The organism is Streptomyces sp. HPF1205, assembly GCF_020400825.1.
Lineage (GTDB): Bacteria > Actinomycetota > Actinomycetes > Streptomycetales > Streptomycetaceae > Actinacidiphila.
Genome location: NZ_JAINVH010000006.1, coordinates 153,920 through 170,563, shown reverse-complemented (window position 1 = coordinate 170,563; position 16,644 = coordinate 153,920). Strand labels below are relative to the sequence as shown.

Below are 16,644 nucleotides of genomic sequence, written 5' to 3'. Positions count from 1 at the left end.
CGGGGCCGCCCGGTGTGCCGGTGGTGGCGTCCGCCGCCGGGAAAGCCGTAGGGGAAGGGGAAGGAATCACGTGATCGGCCGGTTTCTCAGGAGTCGGGCGTTTTACTCCGTACGGGCTGCCGTCGGCATGGCGGGCCCGCGCATGGCGGAAGCTGGATGACATGACCTACCGGCCGTCAGCCGGCGCTGTCGCCGTCACCTCCCGCGGTGTTCCCGTCCCACCTGGCCCTGCGCATGTCCAGGCGCGGGACGTGGCCCTCCGCGGCCGGTCCCGCCTGCCGCAGCGGGGTGCCCTCGGCACGGTACGCGGCCAGTGCGCGCGGCTCGTGGCCGGGCAGCAGCACGCCGTCCGCGCGGACCACCCGCCACCACGCCACACCGCCCCCGTACCGCGACAGCACCCGGCCGACCTGGCGCGGGCCTCCCTCGCCCAACCACTCGGCGACGTCGCCGTACGTCATGACCCGCCCCGGCGGGATGAGGTCGACCGTGTCCAGCACCCGCTCGGTGTACTCGTCCGGCGCGCCAGGGCCGTACCGCCCGCTCCCGCCGCTCTCCTCGCTCATCCGGCCCATCCTGCCGCAGACCGCCGACAACGGGGGGTTCCGACCCCGGCCGCGGACCGCTCGTGCCACCATCGTGCGGGCGGTGACTGGTGATACGCGATCAAGAGACGACAGGCGACGGGACGGGCGCTGCGGAGGCCGAGGCGGCCGCCGGCGCCCCCGAAGCGCTGCCCGCGCGCACCGCGGCCGGCCACCGGGCGGACGCCGTGGCCGGGCCTGACCGCCGCGAGGGCCCGCACCAGCACCCCGACCCCGGACCGGGGGACGGGCCGGGTCCCGGCGGGAATTCCGGAAGCGGCTCCCGTCCGGGATCGGGGGGCGGCTCGGGCTCCGGGGCGCGTCCCGGCCCCGGCTCGGGCGGCGACGGGGCGGAGCCCGACCCGGCCGCGGCGCGCCCGGCCGTCGCGGTCGACGAACCGCTGCTGGCCGCCCGCGCGCACCGCCCCGCCGACCTGGTGCGCTTCCTGCTCGGCCTGCTGGGCATCGGGGTCGTGCTGGCGGTGGCCGGCTTCGCGCACGCGACGACCACCGGCCTGGAGACGGACATCACCAAGGGCGCCAACCACGCGCCCAACACCCTGGCCGACTTCGCCGGGCTGACCGCGAGCATCGCCGTGCTCATCGTGCCCGTCGCGTTCGCCGTGGAGCGGCTGGCCAAGCGGGACGGGCTGCGCATCGCCGACGGCGTGCTGGCGGCCGTACTCGCGCACGGCACCGCCCTGGCCACCGACCTGTGGGTGAGCGACTCCGCGCCCGCCCCGCTGCGCGACGCGCTCAGCCACCACGTGCCCTCCGGCAGGGGCATGACGGACCCGGTCCACGGCTACCTGGCCCCGGTCATCGCCTACGTCACGGCCGTCGGCATGGCCCACCGCCCGCGCTGGCGGGTCGCCCTGTGGTTCGTCCTGCTGCTGGACGGCTTCGCGGTGCTCGTCGGGGGCTACACCACGCCGTTCTCGATCGCGCTGACGGTGCTGATCGGCTGGACGGTGGCGTACGGGACGGTGTACGCGGTCGGCTCGCCCAACGTGCGGCCGACCGGCCGGCAGCTCCTCACGGGCCTGCGCCGGGTGGGCTTCGCGCCGATGACCGCCCGCCGGGTGGAGGAGGAGGCGCCGGGCGGCGCCGACTTCGACCGCGGCCGGGCGTACCTGGTCACACTGGAGGACGGTCCGCCGCTCGACGTCACGGTGGTGGACCGCGAGCAGCAGGCCCAGGGGTTCTTCTACCGCGCCTGGCGGCGGCTGGCGATGGTCGGCGGGATCACCCAGCGGCGCAGCCTGCTCTCGCTGCGCCAGGCGCTGGAGCAGGAGGCGCTGCTGGCGTACGCGGCCATCGCCGCCGGCGCCAACGCGCCGAAGCTGATCGCGACCTCCGAGCTGGGCCCGGACGCGGTGATGCTGGTCTACGAGCACATCGGCGGGCGCCGGCTGGACGCGCTGGCCGACGAGGAGATCACCGACGAACTCATGCGCCAGGCGTGGACGCAGGTGCGCGCGCTGCAGTCGCGGCGGATCGCGCACCGGCGCCTGGTGGCCCAGTCGCTGCTGGTGGACCGCGGCGGCCGGGTCTTCCTGACCGATCTGCGCGGCGGCGAGATCGCGGCCGGCGACATCGTGCTGCGCATGGACGTGGCGCAGCTGCTGACGACACTCGCGCTGCGGGTCGGTCCTGAGCGGTCGGTGGCCGCGGCGGTGGCGGTGCTGGGTCCCGACGCGGTCGCCGACGCGCTGCCGCTGCTGCAGCCGATGGCACTCAGCCGGGCGACCCGGGGGCGGCTCAAGCAGCTCGCCCGGGCCAGGGCGCAGCGCGAACGGGAGGCGGTGCTGGCCGCGTCCGACGCCGAGAAGGAGGCCAGGGAGCGCAAGCGCGCCGAGGAGGCGCGGCTGCACGCGCAGTCCGCCGGCCAGGACGCGGCGGACGGCGCCGCGTCGGGCGTTCCCGCCGGGGAGACGGCCGCCGGCGCCGCGTCCGTCGCGGCCGAGGACGGTTCCGCCCGCAGGGTCTCCGCCAAGGCCGGCCCGCCCGGCATGTCCAAGGCCGAGCGCAAGGCCGAGGGCAAGGCCGAGAAGCGGGCCATAGAGGACGCCCTGGAGGAGGCGCGCGAGGACGACCTGCTGGCCCGCATCCGGCAGCAGGTGCTGCTGGTCCGCCCGCAGGCGCCGGTGGAGCCGGTGCGGCTGGAGCGGATCAGGATGCGCACCCTGGTCACCGTCATCGCCGGCGCCTTCGCCGCGTACTTCCTGCTGTCCCAGCTCAGCTCGGTGCCCATCGGCCACGCGATCGCGAACGCCGACTGGCGGTGGGCGGTGGTCGCGGTGCTCGGCTCGGCGGCCAGTTACGTGGCGGCCGCGTGCGCGCTGTCCGGCTTCGTACCCGAGCGCCTCTCGCTGCGGCGGACCGTGCAGGCGCAGGTCGCCGGGTCGTTCGTGAAGCTGGTGGCCCCCGCGGCGGTCGGCGGGGTCGCGCTCAACACCCGCTACCTGCAGAAGGCGGGGGTGCGCCCGGGCCTCGCGGTGGCCAGCGTCGGCGCCTCCCAACTGGTGGGTCTGGGCGCGCACGTGACGCTGCTGATGACCTTCGGCTACATCACCGGGACCGAGAAGACGCCGTCGCTGTCGCCGTCCCGCACCGTGATGGCCGGGCTCTTGACGGTGGGTGTGCTGGTGCTGGTGGTCACCGCCGTGCCGGCCCTGCGCAAGTTCGTCTCGACCCGGCTGCGGGCGCTGTTCGCGGGCGTGGTGCCGCGCATGCTGGACGTGCTGCAGCGGCCGGCGAAGCTGGTGACCGGTATCGGCGGCACCTTGATGCTGACGGTCACCTTCGTGATCTGCCTCGACGGCTGCGTCCGCGCCTTCGGCGGCCACCTGAGCTACGCGGCCGTCGCCGTGGTCTTCCTCGCCGGCAACGCCCTCGGCTCGGCGGCGCCCACCCCCGGCGGTGTCGGCGCGGTCGAACTCGCCCTGACCGGTGGGCTGATCGCCGCGGGCCTGCCCAAGGAGGTCGCGACCCCGGCGGTGCTCTTCTTCCGCCTGCTCACGTTCTGGCTCCCGGTCCTGCCCGGCTGGCTGTTCTTCACCCACCTCACCCGCAAGGGCGCCCTGTAGCCCGCGCGGGTCCGCCCGGAGCCTCCAACCGTTCGACCCGTTCGACCCGTTCGACCCGGCCCAGCCGGTCCCACGGGGCAACGCGCCCGTGCGTCTTGGCGGTGTCCCGCCATGACGCACGGGCGCGTACCCCTTGCATCCGCACCCCTTGATCGGGTTCGCTCTGAGAGCTCCGAACAGAATGGGCGTCCGGTCAGCTCGCGGCGTCTGGTGCCGGGGGTACCTCCCGCCGCAGGCAGGGGGCGCATCGCAAGGCGCCGGTTCGTCCTCGTACTGGGCGTACTCGGACGAACCGGCAACACAGCGAGGTGCGGTGCCAGGCGTCGCGAGCAGGGCGGCCATTCTGTTCGGAGCTCTAACGCCGAATACGGCGAACGCATGTCCGGGGAGGACCATTGAACGCACCAACCCGCAAAAGACGCTGGCTGACGATCTCAGCCGTCACCGCGCTGGCCGCGCTGACAGCGCTGCCCGCGGGAGCCGCACCCGGCCGCCACGCGACCCATCCGCGGTCGTTCACCGCGATGGCCACCGCCTCGGACAGCGGCGGGGACGGCGACGGCGGTGAGGAGTCGGACGAGATCGCCGAGGGCGCCGACCAGTTCGCGGAGGCCCGCACCTCCCCCGGCACGATCGCCCCGGGTGCCTTCTCGGCCGCCTGGGACGCGCTGAACGCCCTGCCGGCCACGAGCGGCCAGTGGAAGCACGTGACCGGGCTGCCGTACAACTCCGACGACCCGCGCTACCGCGACTACGACTCCAACTCCTCGGGCGGGGCGGGCCTGGTCACCGGGCGCACCTCGGCCCTGGCCGCCGACGACGACGGCTATGTGTACGAGGGCAGCGCGGGCGGCGGCGTGTGGCGTTCGTCGCGCGGCGGCGGCCACTGGCAGCCCATCAGCGACCGGCTCCCCTCGCAGGCCACCGGCGCCCTCGCACTGGACGGCCGCGGCCGGCTGTGGCTGGGCACGGGCGAGGCGACCACCAACGCGGACGCCTATCTCGGCAGTGGTGTCTACGTCCTGGCGCACCCGCACTCGGGCGTGTTCACCAAGTACGACCGGGTCGGCGGCGCGGAGCTGGACTCGACGTCGATCCACACCCTGCGGTTCGGCGGCGGCAAGGTCTGGGCGTCCACCACGCACGGCGTGTGGAGCCACTCCTCGACCGACCTGCGCGGCCCGTGGAAGCTGGAGTACGCGCCCAACCCCGCGTACCTGCCCGGCGGCGCGCTGGCCGACGACCCCTCGGCGCCGTACAAGAACATCGCGAACGACGTGGCGATCGACCCGAAGAACCCGTCGGACGTCATGCTCGCGGTCGGCTGGCGCAGCGGCGACGACTACAACGGCTTCTACCGCAAGGTGAACGGCGCCTGGACCCGCGTCACCTCGCTGGGCGCGCTGCCCACGGACGCCGACACGGTCGGCAACGTGACGTTCGCCCGCGCCAAGGACGGCTCGCGCTACTACGCCATCGTCCAGTCGCCGGAGCTGCTGGCCACCGACCCGGACTCCAACCTCGACGGCATATACGTCTCGCGCGACGGCGACCCCTTCGGTTCGTGGGACAAGATCGCCGACAAGGACGCGCTGCTGAAGTCCGGCACCGCGCTGACCTCGGCGGGCTACGAGCCGGGCGTGCAGGCCTGGTACAACGAGTTCCTCCAGGTGGACCCGGCGAACGCGGACCACGTGTACGCGGGCCTCGAAGAGGTCTTCGAGACCAAGGACACCGGCTCGACCTGGTCGGCCGTGGGCCCGTACTGGAACTTCGGGTTCCCCTGCTGGAGCATCGACCCGAGCAAGCAGACCGGTGACTGCCACCAGACCGTGCACGCCGACCAGCACGCGGTCGCGGTCGGCAGCTACCACGGCAAGCCGTACGTGTACGTCGGCGACGACGGCGGCGTCTACAAGCGCCCGCTGAACGGCAGTCAGGACGCGGACGGCCACGGCACCGACTGGGTGTCGACCAACGACGGCACCATCGACACCCTGGAGTACTACTCGGTGGGCGTCGGCCGGGACCCGTCCGGCCACGGCCTGGCGGTCAACGGCGGCCTGCAGGACAACGGCCAGTCCATCCTGCGCCCCGGCGACAAGGTGATGGGCTCCAACTTCGGCGGTGACGGCGGCGACACGCTGACCGACCCCGCCAACGGCTGCAACATCGCCCAGGAGTACGTGTACCTGGCGGTCAACGTCACCCAGAACTGCGCGGTCAACGACGGCGCCTGGGTGAACGACCCGACCAAGGTCACCTCCTACAGCGTCGCCCCGCCGGACAACGCCACCAACGAGGCCCGCTTCATCGCCCCGCTGACCGCTGACACCGACAACGGCGGCGTCTGGATCGCGGGCGGCCGCCACGTGTGGGTGCAGACCCACGGCTACGCCATCCGCGACTCCAAGGAGTGGACCGACGCCTTCGACCTCGGTCAGGGCCACACCGCCACCGCGGTGGCCGCTCAGGGCGGCAAGGTGTACGCGGCCTGGTGCGGGCCCTGCAACAACCAGGGCTTCACCCGCGGCATCGCGGTCGGCAACGAGGACGGCACCGGCTGGCACCAGCTCGACCTGCCGGCCACCGGCGCGCAGGGCACCGTGCCCAACCGCTACCTGGCCGGACTCGCCGTCGACCCGGCGAACTCCTCGCACGTCTACCTGGCGGTCAACGGCTTCTCACGGCACTGGACCGAGGGACCGGGCGCGGGCTTCGGCCACGTCTTCGAGTCCACCGACGCCGGCGCCACCTGGAAGGACATCTCGGCGAACCTGCCGGACGTGCCCACCGACTCGCTGCTCGTGCTGCCCGGCGGCGGCCTCGCCCTGGCCACCGACCTCGGCGTGGTCTACCGGCCGGCGCACCACACCGCCTGGGAGCGGGTCGGCCGGCTCCCGGCCGTCGCCGTCCTCCAGCTCAAGCTCGGCCCCGACGGACAGGTGTACGCCGCCACGCACGGCCGCGGCATCTACTCGATCCGCCTGAGGTAACCGCCGCGACAGCGACGGACGGTACGCGTAAGGGGCGGCACCCATGGGTGCCGCCCCTTACTGCTGCGGATTGTCGCGGATCAGTACACCGGCTTGTGCGGCTCGATCGTGTTGACCCAGCCGATGACGCCGCCGCCGACGTGGACGGCGTCGGAGAAGCCCGCGGACTTCAGCACCGCCAGCACCTCTGCGCTGCGCACGCCGGTCTTGCAGTGCAGCACGATCCGCTTGTCCTGCGGCATGTGCTCCAGGGCGCCGCCCATCAGGAACTCGTTCTTCGGGATCAGCTTGGCGCCGGGGATGCTGACGATCTCGTACTCGTTCGGCTCGCGGACGTCGATGATCTCGATGTTCTCGCCGTCGTCGATCCATTCCTTGAGCTGCTTGGGAGTGATCGTGGAGCCGGCCGCCGCCTCCTGGGCCTCCTCGGAGACCACGCCGCAGAACGCCTCGTAGTCGATCAGCTCGGTGACCGTGGGGTTCGCGCCGCACACCGCGCAGTCGGGGTCCTTGCGGACCTTGACCGTGCGGGTGGTCTGCTCCAGGGCGTCGTAGATCATCAGGCGGCCGACCAGCGGCTCACCGACGCCGGTGAGGACCTTGATCGCCTCGGTGACCTGGGTGGCGCCGATGGACCCGCACAGCACGCCGAGGACGCCGCCCTCGGCGCAGGACGGGACCATGCCCGGCGGCGGGGGCTCGGGGTACAGGCAGCGGTAGCAGGGGCCGTACTCCGACCAGAAGACCGAGGCCTGACCGTCGAAGCGGTAGATCGAGCCCCAGATGTAGGGCTTGTTGAGCAGCACGCAGGCGTCGTTGACCAGGTAGCGGGTGGCGAAGTTGTCGGTGCCGTCCACGATCAGGTCGTACTGCGCGAAGATCTCCATCACGTTGTCGGCTTCGAGCCGCTCCTCGTGGAGGATCACGTTCACGTAGGGGTTGATGCCCTTGACGGTGTCCCGGGCGGACTCGGCCTTGGAGCGGCCGATGTCCTCCTGGCTGTGGATGATCTGGCGCTGCAGGTTCGACTCGTCGACCTCGTCGAACTCGACGATGCCGAGCGTGCCGACGCCCGCCGCGGCCAGGTACATCAGGGCCGGGGAGCCGAGGCCGCCGGCGCCGACGCACAGCACCTTGGCGTTCTTCAGCCGCTTCTGCCCGTCCATCCCGACATCGGGGATGATCAGGTGGCGCGAATACCTGCGGACCTCGTCGACGGTGAGCTCGGCGGCCGGCTCGACCAGGGGTGGCAGCGACACGGGGACCTCAGCAATACGGTTGGTGGCCATCAGACGGTACGTGCAGCAGTACGCGCGGTACGCCCCGCACACGCTGTTTCGTCAACACTGCCATGCGCGTCTTCATTCCAAGACTTCCGTTCCGAGGAACGAGACACTTTTGGGTCACATGCTGGGCGGCGGTTCCATAAGCACCTTTCGCACCATTTCGCGCCAGTAGCGGGGCAGGCCCGCCCAGGGGTCGGCGCCGTCGCGGTCGTCCCGGTCGGTGAGGAAGACGGTGCCCGCGCCCTGCCAGCGGGCGATCCGCAGGGCGGTGTCCAGGTGCGGGGCGGGTACGCCGTGCACCAAGTGCGCGAAGCGGGACGGCGGATGCCCCGCCGTCCACTGGGGCGCCTCCGACCAGCGGTAGGCCGTCCACGGACCGGCGAAGGTGACGAGCTGGTCGCCGATCCCGGCGTACCGCGGGTCGGGGTGGGTGCCGGGCGCGAGCACGACCGGACCGCGGCCGTCCAGCAGCGCCCGCAGCGTCAGCACCAGGCGCCCGCACGCGGCCGCGTGCTCCGGCCCGGTGGGGGCGCGGTGCAGGTAGAAGCCGTCCACCCGGTACCAGTCCAGGTGGCGTGAGGCGTCCGTCACCAGATCGGCGAAGGGGCGGGCACCGTCGGCGGCGTCCAGCAGTCCGAGGACTGGGACGGCGTTCTCACGGACGCGGGCCAGTGCCTCGCCGTACAGCGGGTCGGGACGGCCGCCCGGGCCGCGGGCCACGTCGAGGACGGTCCAGTCCAGCGGGGGGCCGGGGCGGGCGAGTTCGGCCCACTCGGCGGGCGCGACGAGCGGGTGCGCGAAGGCGGGCACGCCGATACCGGTACGGGGTCCTGGCGGCGGGCCGCCGCGTGACCGCGGCCGCGGGTCCGTACCGGCTCCCGGCCCCCGTACGCCGCGGGCCTCGGCGCCCGTCCGCCTGCGCGGTTCCCCGCGGGGCTCGCGGCGCGCTTCGGTACGGGGGTCGGTCCCGGCGGGGCGAGGGCCGCCGGCCGCCGGGGCGGGACGGGCCGCGCGGCCGCCGGGGAGAGCGGCCGGTCCGGGCCCGCGGCGGTGCGGAGGAGGCGTCAGACGCGGCATGCCGCCTCCATCCACACGTCGGCCAGGGACTCCTCCAGCGCGATCCTGGGCCGCCAGCCGAGCCGGTCGCGGGCGGTGCGGATGTCGGCCTGCTGCCACAGCCCGCAGCCGTCGGGGTACGGCGGGAAGGAACCGGGGGCGCCGGCCGGCGGTTCGTCCAGTTCGTGCACGGCGCCCTCGTAGCCTGCGATGTGCGCGAGGCCGGCGGCCAGGTCCCGCATCCGCACGGCCCGCCCGCTGCCGATGTTGACGACGCCCTGCGCGGCCGACAGCGAGGCGGCGTGCACCGCCCGCGCCACGTCGCGCACGTCGACGAAGTCCCGCTGCACGACGAGCCCGCCGAGCCTCAGCTCGGGGTCGCCGTTCTGCATCGACCGGCGCAGGGCCTCGGCGATCCGGCCGAGCGGGGCGCCGATCGGGGTACCGGGGCCGACCGGGCTGAACACCCGCAGCACCACGGCGTCCAGCCCGGACCCCAGCACCATCTCGGTCGCGGCGAGCTTGCTCACCCCGTACGGGCCGCCGGGGCGCGGCACCGCGTCTTCCCCCGTCGACGCTCCGGTCGGCGAGGGGCCGTACTCCGAGCCGCAGCCGATCTGCACCAGCCGCGCGCCCACCGAACTGCGGCGCATCGCCTCGCACACGGTCGCCACGGCCACCGTGTTCTGCCGGGTCAGGTCGCGCGCGTTGCCCCGCGTGCTCCCGGCGCAGTTGATGACGACGCCCGGGTGGACGGCGTCCAGGAAGCGGGCCAGCACCCCGGGGGCGCCGCCCGCCAGGTCGAAGCGCACGTCGGCGTCGTCGCCGCGGCCGAGCGCGGTGAGCTGCACCGCCGGATCGGCCAGCAGCCGCTCGGCGACGTGCCGCCCCAGGAACCCGTCGGCGCCCATCAGCAGCACCCTCATCGCCCACCCCCCGCGGCGGACACGGCCGCGCCCCGGCGCGGTGGCGGCTCGTGGCCGGTCCGTGGGCGGCGCCGTCCGCGGGCGCCGCCGCCCGTGCCCGGCTGCGGCGAACGCCCGGCCGCGAGAGGGGAACGGCTCCGGCCGGCCCGGGATGTGTGCGTGGTCATGGGAGGAACTCCTGGTCATGGATCGTGAGGGTCGGGAACGGGGACGTGGGGGGCGGTGCGGGGAAGCCCGGGGAAGGGTGCGGAACGCCCGGCGGACGGGGGCCGGTTCGGCGGCGCCCTGCACGCCGGCTTCAGCGGGCACGCTCGCGGGAACGGCCGAACGCGGGCGGGCCGCGGGAAGGTGGGGCGTCACCGCGCGCACCGGGCCGGCCGGTCGTCACCGCCCGGGCGGGCCCCGCGGCGGCGAGGGTGCGTGCGGGCCCCGGCCGCTCGGGGGCGGCGCGCGGGACGGGCCTTGCCGGCCCCGGCCGCCGACGGGTCACCCTGCCAAATCGATTCGCCAGCGCCCGTGGAACGGTTCTCATGGACGCGGCCCGTCCGGAGTGCCGCCGGCACGGGCGTAACCGGTGCCGGCGAGAGGGGCGCCGCGGAACCGTTCGACCGGCGGCCCCGGCCCGGCTCGGCGCGCACACCTCCGAGTCGCGGTGGGCCGGGCCGCGCACCGCCCGGGCACGCCGGCACGGCAATCACTTTGCGCATACGGAAAGCCACCTTCCGTGAGCAGCGTGACACGCACGTGTCCGCCTCCCCTCGCCAGTCCGTGCCCCGCCCGGTCGCGGTGGAACGCGTCGACCGTATGCCCGTACGGCGGTGGCGCGGCGGACGGTTGTCCACCGCGCCACCAAAAGGGGTGAAGCGCCGTAACTTTCCTCAGATCACCGCGTTGTGGTGGCTGACGCCGGGCGGAGTTCCGGCCGAAGTGGGCCCTCGGGTGCCGCGCGCAGCGCCCTGCGGGCCTCGCGCCGGGCCGCGGACTCCTCCGGGTCCAGCACCGGCACGGCGGCCAGCAGCCCCTGGGTGTAGGGGTCGCGCGGCGCGTCGTACACCTCGTCCGCGCTCCCCTCTTCCACGACCCGGCCGCCGCGCATCACCATCACCCGGTCGCTGACCTGGCGCACCACGGCCAGGTCGTGGGCGACGAAGACCAGCGCGAGGCCGAGGTCCCGCCGCAACTCGTTCAGCAGCCCCACCACTTGCGCCTGCGTGGTGACGTCGAGCGCCGACACCGGCTCGTCGCAGACGATCACCTTCGGCTCGGGGGCGAGCGCCCGCGCGATGCCCACGCGCTGGCGCTGGCCGCCGCTGAACTCGTGCGGGTACCGGTCGTACCAGTCGGGATCCAGCCCCACCCGCTCCAGCAGCTCCCTGACCCGCGCGACGATCTCGCGGTCCGAGAGCCGTCCGGCCGCCCGCAGCGGGTCGGCGATCGACTCCCCGATGCCGCGGCGCGGGTTGAGCGAGGACACCGGGTCCTGGAAGACCATCTGCAGTTCCCTGCGCAGCGGCCGCAGCGCCCTGTCCCCCAGCCGCCCGATGTCCCGGCCGCGGTAGGTGAGCGTCCCGGCGGTGGGGTCCAGCAGCCGTACGAGCATCCGGCCGAGTGTCGTCTTCCCGCTGCCGCTCTCGCCGACGACGCCCAGCGTCTCCCCTTCCCGCAGGGTGAGCGAGACGCCGTCGACGGCGGCGAAGCGGCCGCGTCCCGTGCCGAACTCCCGGCGCAGGCCGGTCGCCGTCAGCAGCGGCTCCCCGGTGGCCCCGGTGTCCCCGGTGTCCCCGCGGCCCTTGCCCGCCGCGGGCGCCGAAGCCGCCGGCGCGTTCGCCTCCGCCGGCGCCTTCTCCGCCGCCCGCTCCCGCGCGTCCGCCGCCGGCCCCCGCGCCGATCCCGCGGCTTCCGGCGGCGGGCCCGCGGGCCGCAGCCTCGGCACGGCCGCCAGCAGCGCGCGCGTGTACGGCTGCCCGGGCGTCCGCAGGACGTCGGCGACCGCGCCGCGTTCCACCGCCGAACCCCTGGACAGCACCAGGACGTCGTCGACACTGCCCGCCACCACGCCCAGGTCGTGGGTGACCAGGAGCAGCCCCATGCCCGTCTCGGCCCGCAGGTCGTGGAGGAGGTCGAGGATCTGGGCCTGGACGGTGACGTCCAGGGCGGTGGTCGGCTCGTCGGCGACGAGCAGGCGGGGTTCGCAGGCCAGCGCCATGGCGATGAGGGCGCGCTGGCGCATGCCGCCGCTGAACTCGTGCGGGCGGGACCGGGCGCGCCGGGCCGCGTCGGGGATGCCGACGCGGTCCAGCACCTCCACGGCGCGGGCCCGGGCCGCGGCCCGGGAGACGCGGTGGTGCACCCGGTGGACCTCGGCGATCTGGTCGCCGACCGCGTGGTACGGGTCCAGGGACGACAGCGGGTCCTGGAAGACCATGGCGGCCACCGCGCCGCGCAGCCGCCGCAGTTCGGCGTCGGAGGCGGTGAGCACCTCGGTCCCGGCGACCCGTACGGAACCGCTCACCCGCGCCCCGGTCCCCCGGTGCAGGTCGAGCAGGGCGTAGGCGGTCGCGCTCTTGCCCGAGCCCGACTCGCCGACCAGCCCGAGCGCGCCGCCGGCGGGCAGCGTGAAGCTCAGCCCGTCGACGGCCCGGACGAGGCCGTTCTCGGTGGGGAAGTCGATCCGCAGGTCCGTGACCTCGACGAGGGCGGCGGGCGCGGGGGCGGCGGCGCGCTCGGCCGCGGCCCGGGGCGTGGCGGGCGTACTCATGCCGGCACCACCCTGCGGTCGGCCAGCGCGTACAGCACGTCGGCCAGCGCGTTGGCGACGACCACCGCGAACCCGGTCACCATCATGATCCCCACCACCACGGGAACGTCCTTCAGTTGCACGGACTGCACGAGTTGCCGGCCGAGTCCCGGGATGCCGAACAGGGTCTCGGTGAGCAGGGCGCCGCCGAAGACCGTGCCCAGGTCGAGCGCGGTCAGGGCGATCACGGGGGCGAGCGCGCCGCGCAGCGCGTGCCTGCGGACGAGGACGCGCTCGCGCACGCCGTACGCCCGGAACGTCCTGATGTGGTCCTCGGCGAGCGTCTCCAGCAGCGCGGAACGCGTCAGGCGGGCGTACTTGGCGGCCTCGACGAGGGCGAGGGCGAACCAGGGCAGCAGCATGTTCCACATCCATTGCTGCGGATCGGCGGTGAGCGGCACGTACTGCGGGTACGGCAGCCAGCGCAGCCAGGAGCAGAAGACGAGCAGCAGCAGGATGCCGGTGATGAACACCGGGGTGGCGACGCCCGCCAGCGTGAAGGCGGTCAGCAGCCGCTCGGTGATCCCGCCGCGGCGCAGCGCCGAGACCAGTCCCGTGCCGACGCCGAGGATCAGCCACAGCACCATGGCGCCCACCGCGAGCGAGGCGGTGGCGGGCAGTTCCTCACCCACGATGTGGCCGACCAGTTCGCCGGTGCGGTACGACTGGCCCAGGCACGGCGCCGGGCAGCGCAGTGTGCCGGTGCCGGTGCTGTACGTGTGACCGGCCACGACGCCCCGCAGGAAGTGCCAGAACTGCGCGTACACCGGGTCGTTCAGCCCCATGTGGACACGGATCTGGTCGACCTGCGCGGTGGAGCACTTGGGGCCGCAGGCGAGCCGGGCCGCGTCGCCGGGCGCGAGGTAGAACGCCGCGTAGAGCACGGCGGCCACCACCAGCAGCACGAGCGCGGCCTGGATCAGCCGGCGCAGCAGGAAGCGGGTCATGCCCAACCTCCCCCGGAAACCCGGGCGTCCGGGCTGTCGGCGTCCCGGCCGTCGGCCTCCGGCCCGCGGCCGCCCTCCGCGGGGCGCCGGCCGCCGGGCCGCCGCCCGGACCGCGTGCCGACCCGCAGCCGCCCCGCCGCGCGCGGGTCGAGCGCGGTCCTGATGCCCTCCGCCAGGAGCGTGAAGGCGAGCACGGTCACGAACAGCAGCGCGGCGGGCAGCAGCACGTACGCCGAGTCGGTGGCGTACCAGGTGGTGGCCGACGACAGCATCTGCCCCCACGACGGCGTGGGCGGCAGGACACCGATGCCGAGGAAGGACAGGCCGGCCTCGGAGGTGATGTTGGTGGGCAGCGCGATGGCCGCGTACGTCAGGACGGGCGCGACCAGGGCGGGCAGCATCTCGCGGCGCGCGGTCCGCCACGGCGAGGAGCCGGCCAGGCGGGAGGCGGCCACGTAGTCCAGCGACTTGAGGGTGAGCACCTGGGCGCGGACGATCTTGGCGAAGCCGCCCCAGGAGATCAGGCCGATCACGAGCGTGATCAGCACCGGCCGGGGGAAGCCGCCGGGCACGACGGCGAGCAGCGCGACCGCCGTGACGAGCGCGGGCATCACCACGAAGACGTCGGTGGTGCGGCTGACCAGACCGTCGACCCAGCGCCTGCCTAGCCCGGCGGCCAGCCCGAAGGACACGCCGATGACCACTTGGAGCACCGTGGCGCCGAAGGCGATGCCCAGCGACACCCGGGCGCCGTAGACGAGCCGGGCGAACACGTCGCGTCCCGTGGTGGGTTCGACGCCGAGCCAGTGGTGGGCGCCGACCCCGCCGAAGGCGCCGCGCGGCACGGCGCCGGCCGCCGAGTCGAGCAGGTCGGGATGGTACGTGGTGGTGTCCTGGCCCTCGGCCGCCGCGAGCAGGGGAGCGCCCAGGGCGACGAGCACGAGCAGGACGACGACGGACGCGCCGGCCAGTGCGGCGGGGCTGCCGCGCAGCCGCCGCCATGTCTGCCGGGCCCCGGAGGGCGGGGCCGGCGCCACAGCGCCGGTTCCGCCCTCCGCGGCCGAGATCGCTTCGATCGCTTCGACGGTCACGGCGTCACTTCACCGCGACCTGGGAGACGTCCAGCACGCCGGTCCAGTCGCTGATCACGATGCCGCGGACGTCCTTGCCGTACAGCCGCTTGTAGACCGGGTGGTAGAGCGGCACGGTCAGCGCCCGCTCGCCGATCCTCTTGTCGAGGGCGCCCCAGCGGACGGCGGCGGCCCTCAGGTCGGTGATCTTGTTGATGGCGTCGATCTCGTTGTTCACGGAAGGGTCGTTCAGCTGGGCGTTGTTGAAGTTGGCGCCGCCCGCGACGATCTGCCGGCCGTCGAAGATCGGGCCGAGGAAGGGGCCGCCGGACGGCCAGTCCGCGCCCCAGCCGGCCAGGAAGAAGCCGGGCTCGGTCCGCACGTCGTGGATCTTGTCGCTGAAGGCGTTGTGCTCCTCGCCGTCGAGCCTGACGGTGATCCCGGCGGGCTTCAGCGCCTCCTGGACGGCGGTGGCGACCTCGGGGCCCTGTTCGTCGCCCTTGGTGGCGTCGTGGGTGAGGGTGACGGTCAGCCCGGCCGGGTAGCCGGCCTGCTTCAGCAGCTCCTTGGCCTTGGCCGGGTTGCCGGCGGGACCGGCGGGGAACGGGTCGTAGGGCGTGTACCCGAAGGACGCCGTCGGGGGCAGGAAGGTGGTGGCCGCCTCGTTGAGCGAGGAGCCGCCCTGCGCGTTGACGACGGTGGTGCGGTCGACCGCGTACGCGATGGCCTCGCGCACCCTGATGTCGTCGAACGGCTTCACCTTGGGGTTGAAGGCGATGTAGTCGGTGTAGCCGAAGTGGCCGGTGCCGACCCGGGAGGCCAGGTTCCTGTCGCCGTTGATCCTGGCCAGCTCCGACGGGCCGAGGTTGGTGTCGGTGGTGACGGCGTCCGCGTCCTTGCCGACGCCCTCCGCCAGCCGCTGGTTGATCACCGACTGGTCGAGGCCGGACTGCACGTCGATGGTGTCGGGGTACGCCTTGCGCTGATTGTCGGTGGCCGGCGACCAGTACGGGTTGCGGGTGAGGACGATGTGCTCGCCGTTGTTCTGGTTGCTGATGACCTTGTACGGCCCCGAGGACACCGGGTGCTCGGCGTACTTGGTGCCGGTGTCCTTCGCCTTGGGCACGGGCGCGAAGGACGTCTGCGTGGCCAGCAGCGGGAACTCGCCCTCGGGCTTGCGCAGGTGGAACACGATGGTCTTCGCGTCGGGCGTCTCGATGGACGCGAGGCCCTCGGGGTCCTTGTACGGGCCCTGGTAGTCCGCCGCGCCGACCAGCCAGTCCCGCAGGTAGGGCGCGCCGCCGGACAGTTCGGGGGCGAAGGACCGCTCGATGTCGTACTTGATGTCGGCGGTGGTGATGGGCGAGCCGTCCTCGTACTTCAGGCCGTCCTTGAGGTGGTACGTCCACACGGTCGCGTCCTTGGCGGGCTCGCCGGTGTCGGTCGCCAGGTCGGGGACGACCTTGGTGCCGGCGGCGCCATTGGCGCGGTTGCGGGTGGTGAGGGTGCGGTACACCAGCGAGGGCACGTTGCCGCCGCCGGAGGTGTAGAGGCGGGCGGGGTCGAAGTCCTCCTGCGCCTGGTTGTTCAGGACGTAGAGGGTGCCGCCCTTGTGCGGGGTGGTGTCGGCGCCGCCCGCCGCGGCGCCGCCGCCGCTCCCGGGGCCGCACGCGACGGCCCCTCCGGCGAGGGCCAGACCGAGGGCCAGCGCGCCCAAAGTGTGGGCGCTGAAGGGCAGTTGACGCATTGTGCGACCTTTCGCAGGCATGGGTGTCCCCTTGGGCGGCGCGCGGCCGCCGCGCCCGCCGGGACCCGTGAACGAGGGGTGGGCGGGTGCGAGGGGGTGGAACGGGGTGAGCGGGGAGGGGCGGCGGGAGCCGGCACGCGTCGCCG

The 16,644-nt window shown here is 74.1% G+C and carries 10 protein-coding genes; 2 read left to right on the top strand and 8 right to left on the bottom strand.

Translation table 11 applies throughout. From position 1 onward, the window contains the following. Positions 1-176: 176 nt before the first annotated feature. Entirely contained in the window at positions 177-575 is a 399-nt protein-coding gene (locus K7G61_RS09435; RefSeq protein ID WP_308190614.1) for an MGMT family protein, read from the bottom strand. Positions 576-655: 80 nt separating this feature from the next. On the opposite strand from K7G61_RS09435, the gene K7G61_RS09430 reads away from it, so the two are divergent. Together K7G61_RS09430 and K7G61_RS09425 are read left to right on the top strand one after the other, a co-directional pair. Then, entirely contained in the window at positions 656-3,673 is a 3,018-nt protein-coding gene (locus tag K7G61_RS09430; protein ID WP_374204095.1) for a flippase-like domain-containing protein, read from the top strand. A 395-nt stretch (positions 3,674-4,068) separates the two neighbouring features. Beyond that, positions 4,069-6,669 carry a glycosyl hydrolase gene (locus K7G61_RS09425; RefSeq protein ID WP_225846250.1) on the top strand — a complete coding sequence of 867 codons (2,601 nt, stop codon included), beginning with the start codon at positions 4,069-4,071 and terminating at the stop codon, positions 6,667-6,669. A gap of 80 nt (positions 6,670-6,749) precedes the next feature. Here the strand turns inward: K7G61_RS09425 and moeZ are convergent, their stop codons facing one another. The 7 genes from moeZ to K7G61_RS09390 form a co-directional block, all read right to left on the bottom strand. Then, positions 6,750-7,928, bottom strand: coding sequence for an adenylyltransferase/sulfurtransferase MoeZ (gene moeZ, locus K7G61_RS09420; RefSeq protein ID WP_225846350.1), 1,179 nt, complete (start codon positions 7,926-7,928; stop codon positions 6,750-6,752). A 144-nt stretch (positions 7,929-8,072) separates the two neighbouring features. Beyond that, on the bottom strand, positions 8,073-8,765 hold the full coding sequence (locus tag K7G61_RS09415; RefSeq protein WP_225846249.1) for a spherulation-specific family 4 protein: 693 nt from the start codon (positions 8,763-8,765) through the stop codon (positions 8,073-8,075). Positions 8,766-9,019: 254 nt separating this feature from the next. Beyond that, entirely contained in the window at positions 9,020-9,937 is a 918-nt protein-coding gene (locus tag K7G61_RS09410) for an NAD(P)-dependent oxidoreductase (protein WP_225846248.1), read from the bottom strand. 883 nt (positions 9,938-10,820) lie between these two features. Further along, a complete protein-coding gene (locus K7G61_RS09405; RefSeq protein WP_225846247.1) occupies positions 10,821-12,695 on the bottom strand; it encodes an ABC transporter ATP-binding protein in 1,875 nt (624 codons plus the stop codon). Next, entirely contained in the window at positions 12,692-13,681 is a 990-nt protein-coding gene (locus K7G61_RS09400; RefSeq protein ID WP_225846246.1) for an ABC transporter permease, read from the bottom strand. The genes K7G61_RS09405 and K7G61_RS09400 overlap by 4 nt, the downstream gene beginning before the upstream one ends. Further along, positions 13,678-14,772, bottom strand: a complete 1,095-nt coding sequence (locus tag K7G61_RS09395) for an ABC transporter permease (RefSeq protein WP_374204094.1) — start codon at positions 14,770-14,772, stop codon at positions 13,678-13,680. Before K7G61_RS09395 ends, K7G61_RS09400 begins: the two co-directional genes overlap by 4 nt. A 4-nt stretch (positions 14,773-14,776) precedes the next feature. Further along, positions 14,777-16,498, bottom strand: coding sequence for an ABC transporter substrate-binding protein (locus K7G61_RS09390; RefSeq protein WP_225846245.1), 1,722 nt, complete (start codon positions 16,496-16,498; stop codon positions 14,777-14,779). Between the last annotated feature and the right edge of the window lie 146 nt (positions 16,499-16,644).

What these genes read in the sequence shown, in the direction of transcription:
- K7G61_RS09435 (WP_308190614.1), bottom strand. Translation starts at nt 575, where the DNA reads ATGGGCCGGATGAGCGAGGAGAGCGGCGGGAGCGGGCGGTACGGCCCT.
- K7G61_RS09410 (WP_225846248.1), bottom strand. Translation starts at nt 9,937, where the DNA reads ATGAGGGTGCTGCTGATGGGCGCCGACGGGTTCCTGGGGCGGCACGTC.
- K7G61_RS09405 (WP_225846247.1), bottom strand. Translation starts at nt 12,695, where the DNA reads ATGAGTACGCCCGCCACGCCCCGGGCCGCGGCCGAGCGCGCCGCCGCC.
- K7G61_RS09400 (WP_225846246.1), bottom strand. Translation starts at nt 13,681, where the DNA reads ATGACCCGCTTCCTGCTGCGCCGGCTGATCCAGGCCGCGCTCGTGCTG.
- K7G61_RS09390 (WP_225846245.1), bottom strand. Translation starts at nt 16,498, where the DNA reads ATGCGTCAACTGCCCTTCAGCGCCCACACTTTGGGCGCGCTGGCCCTC.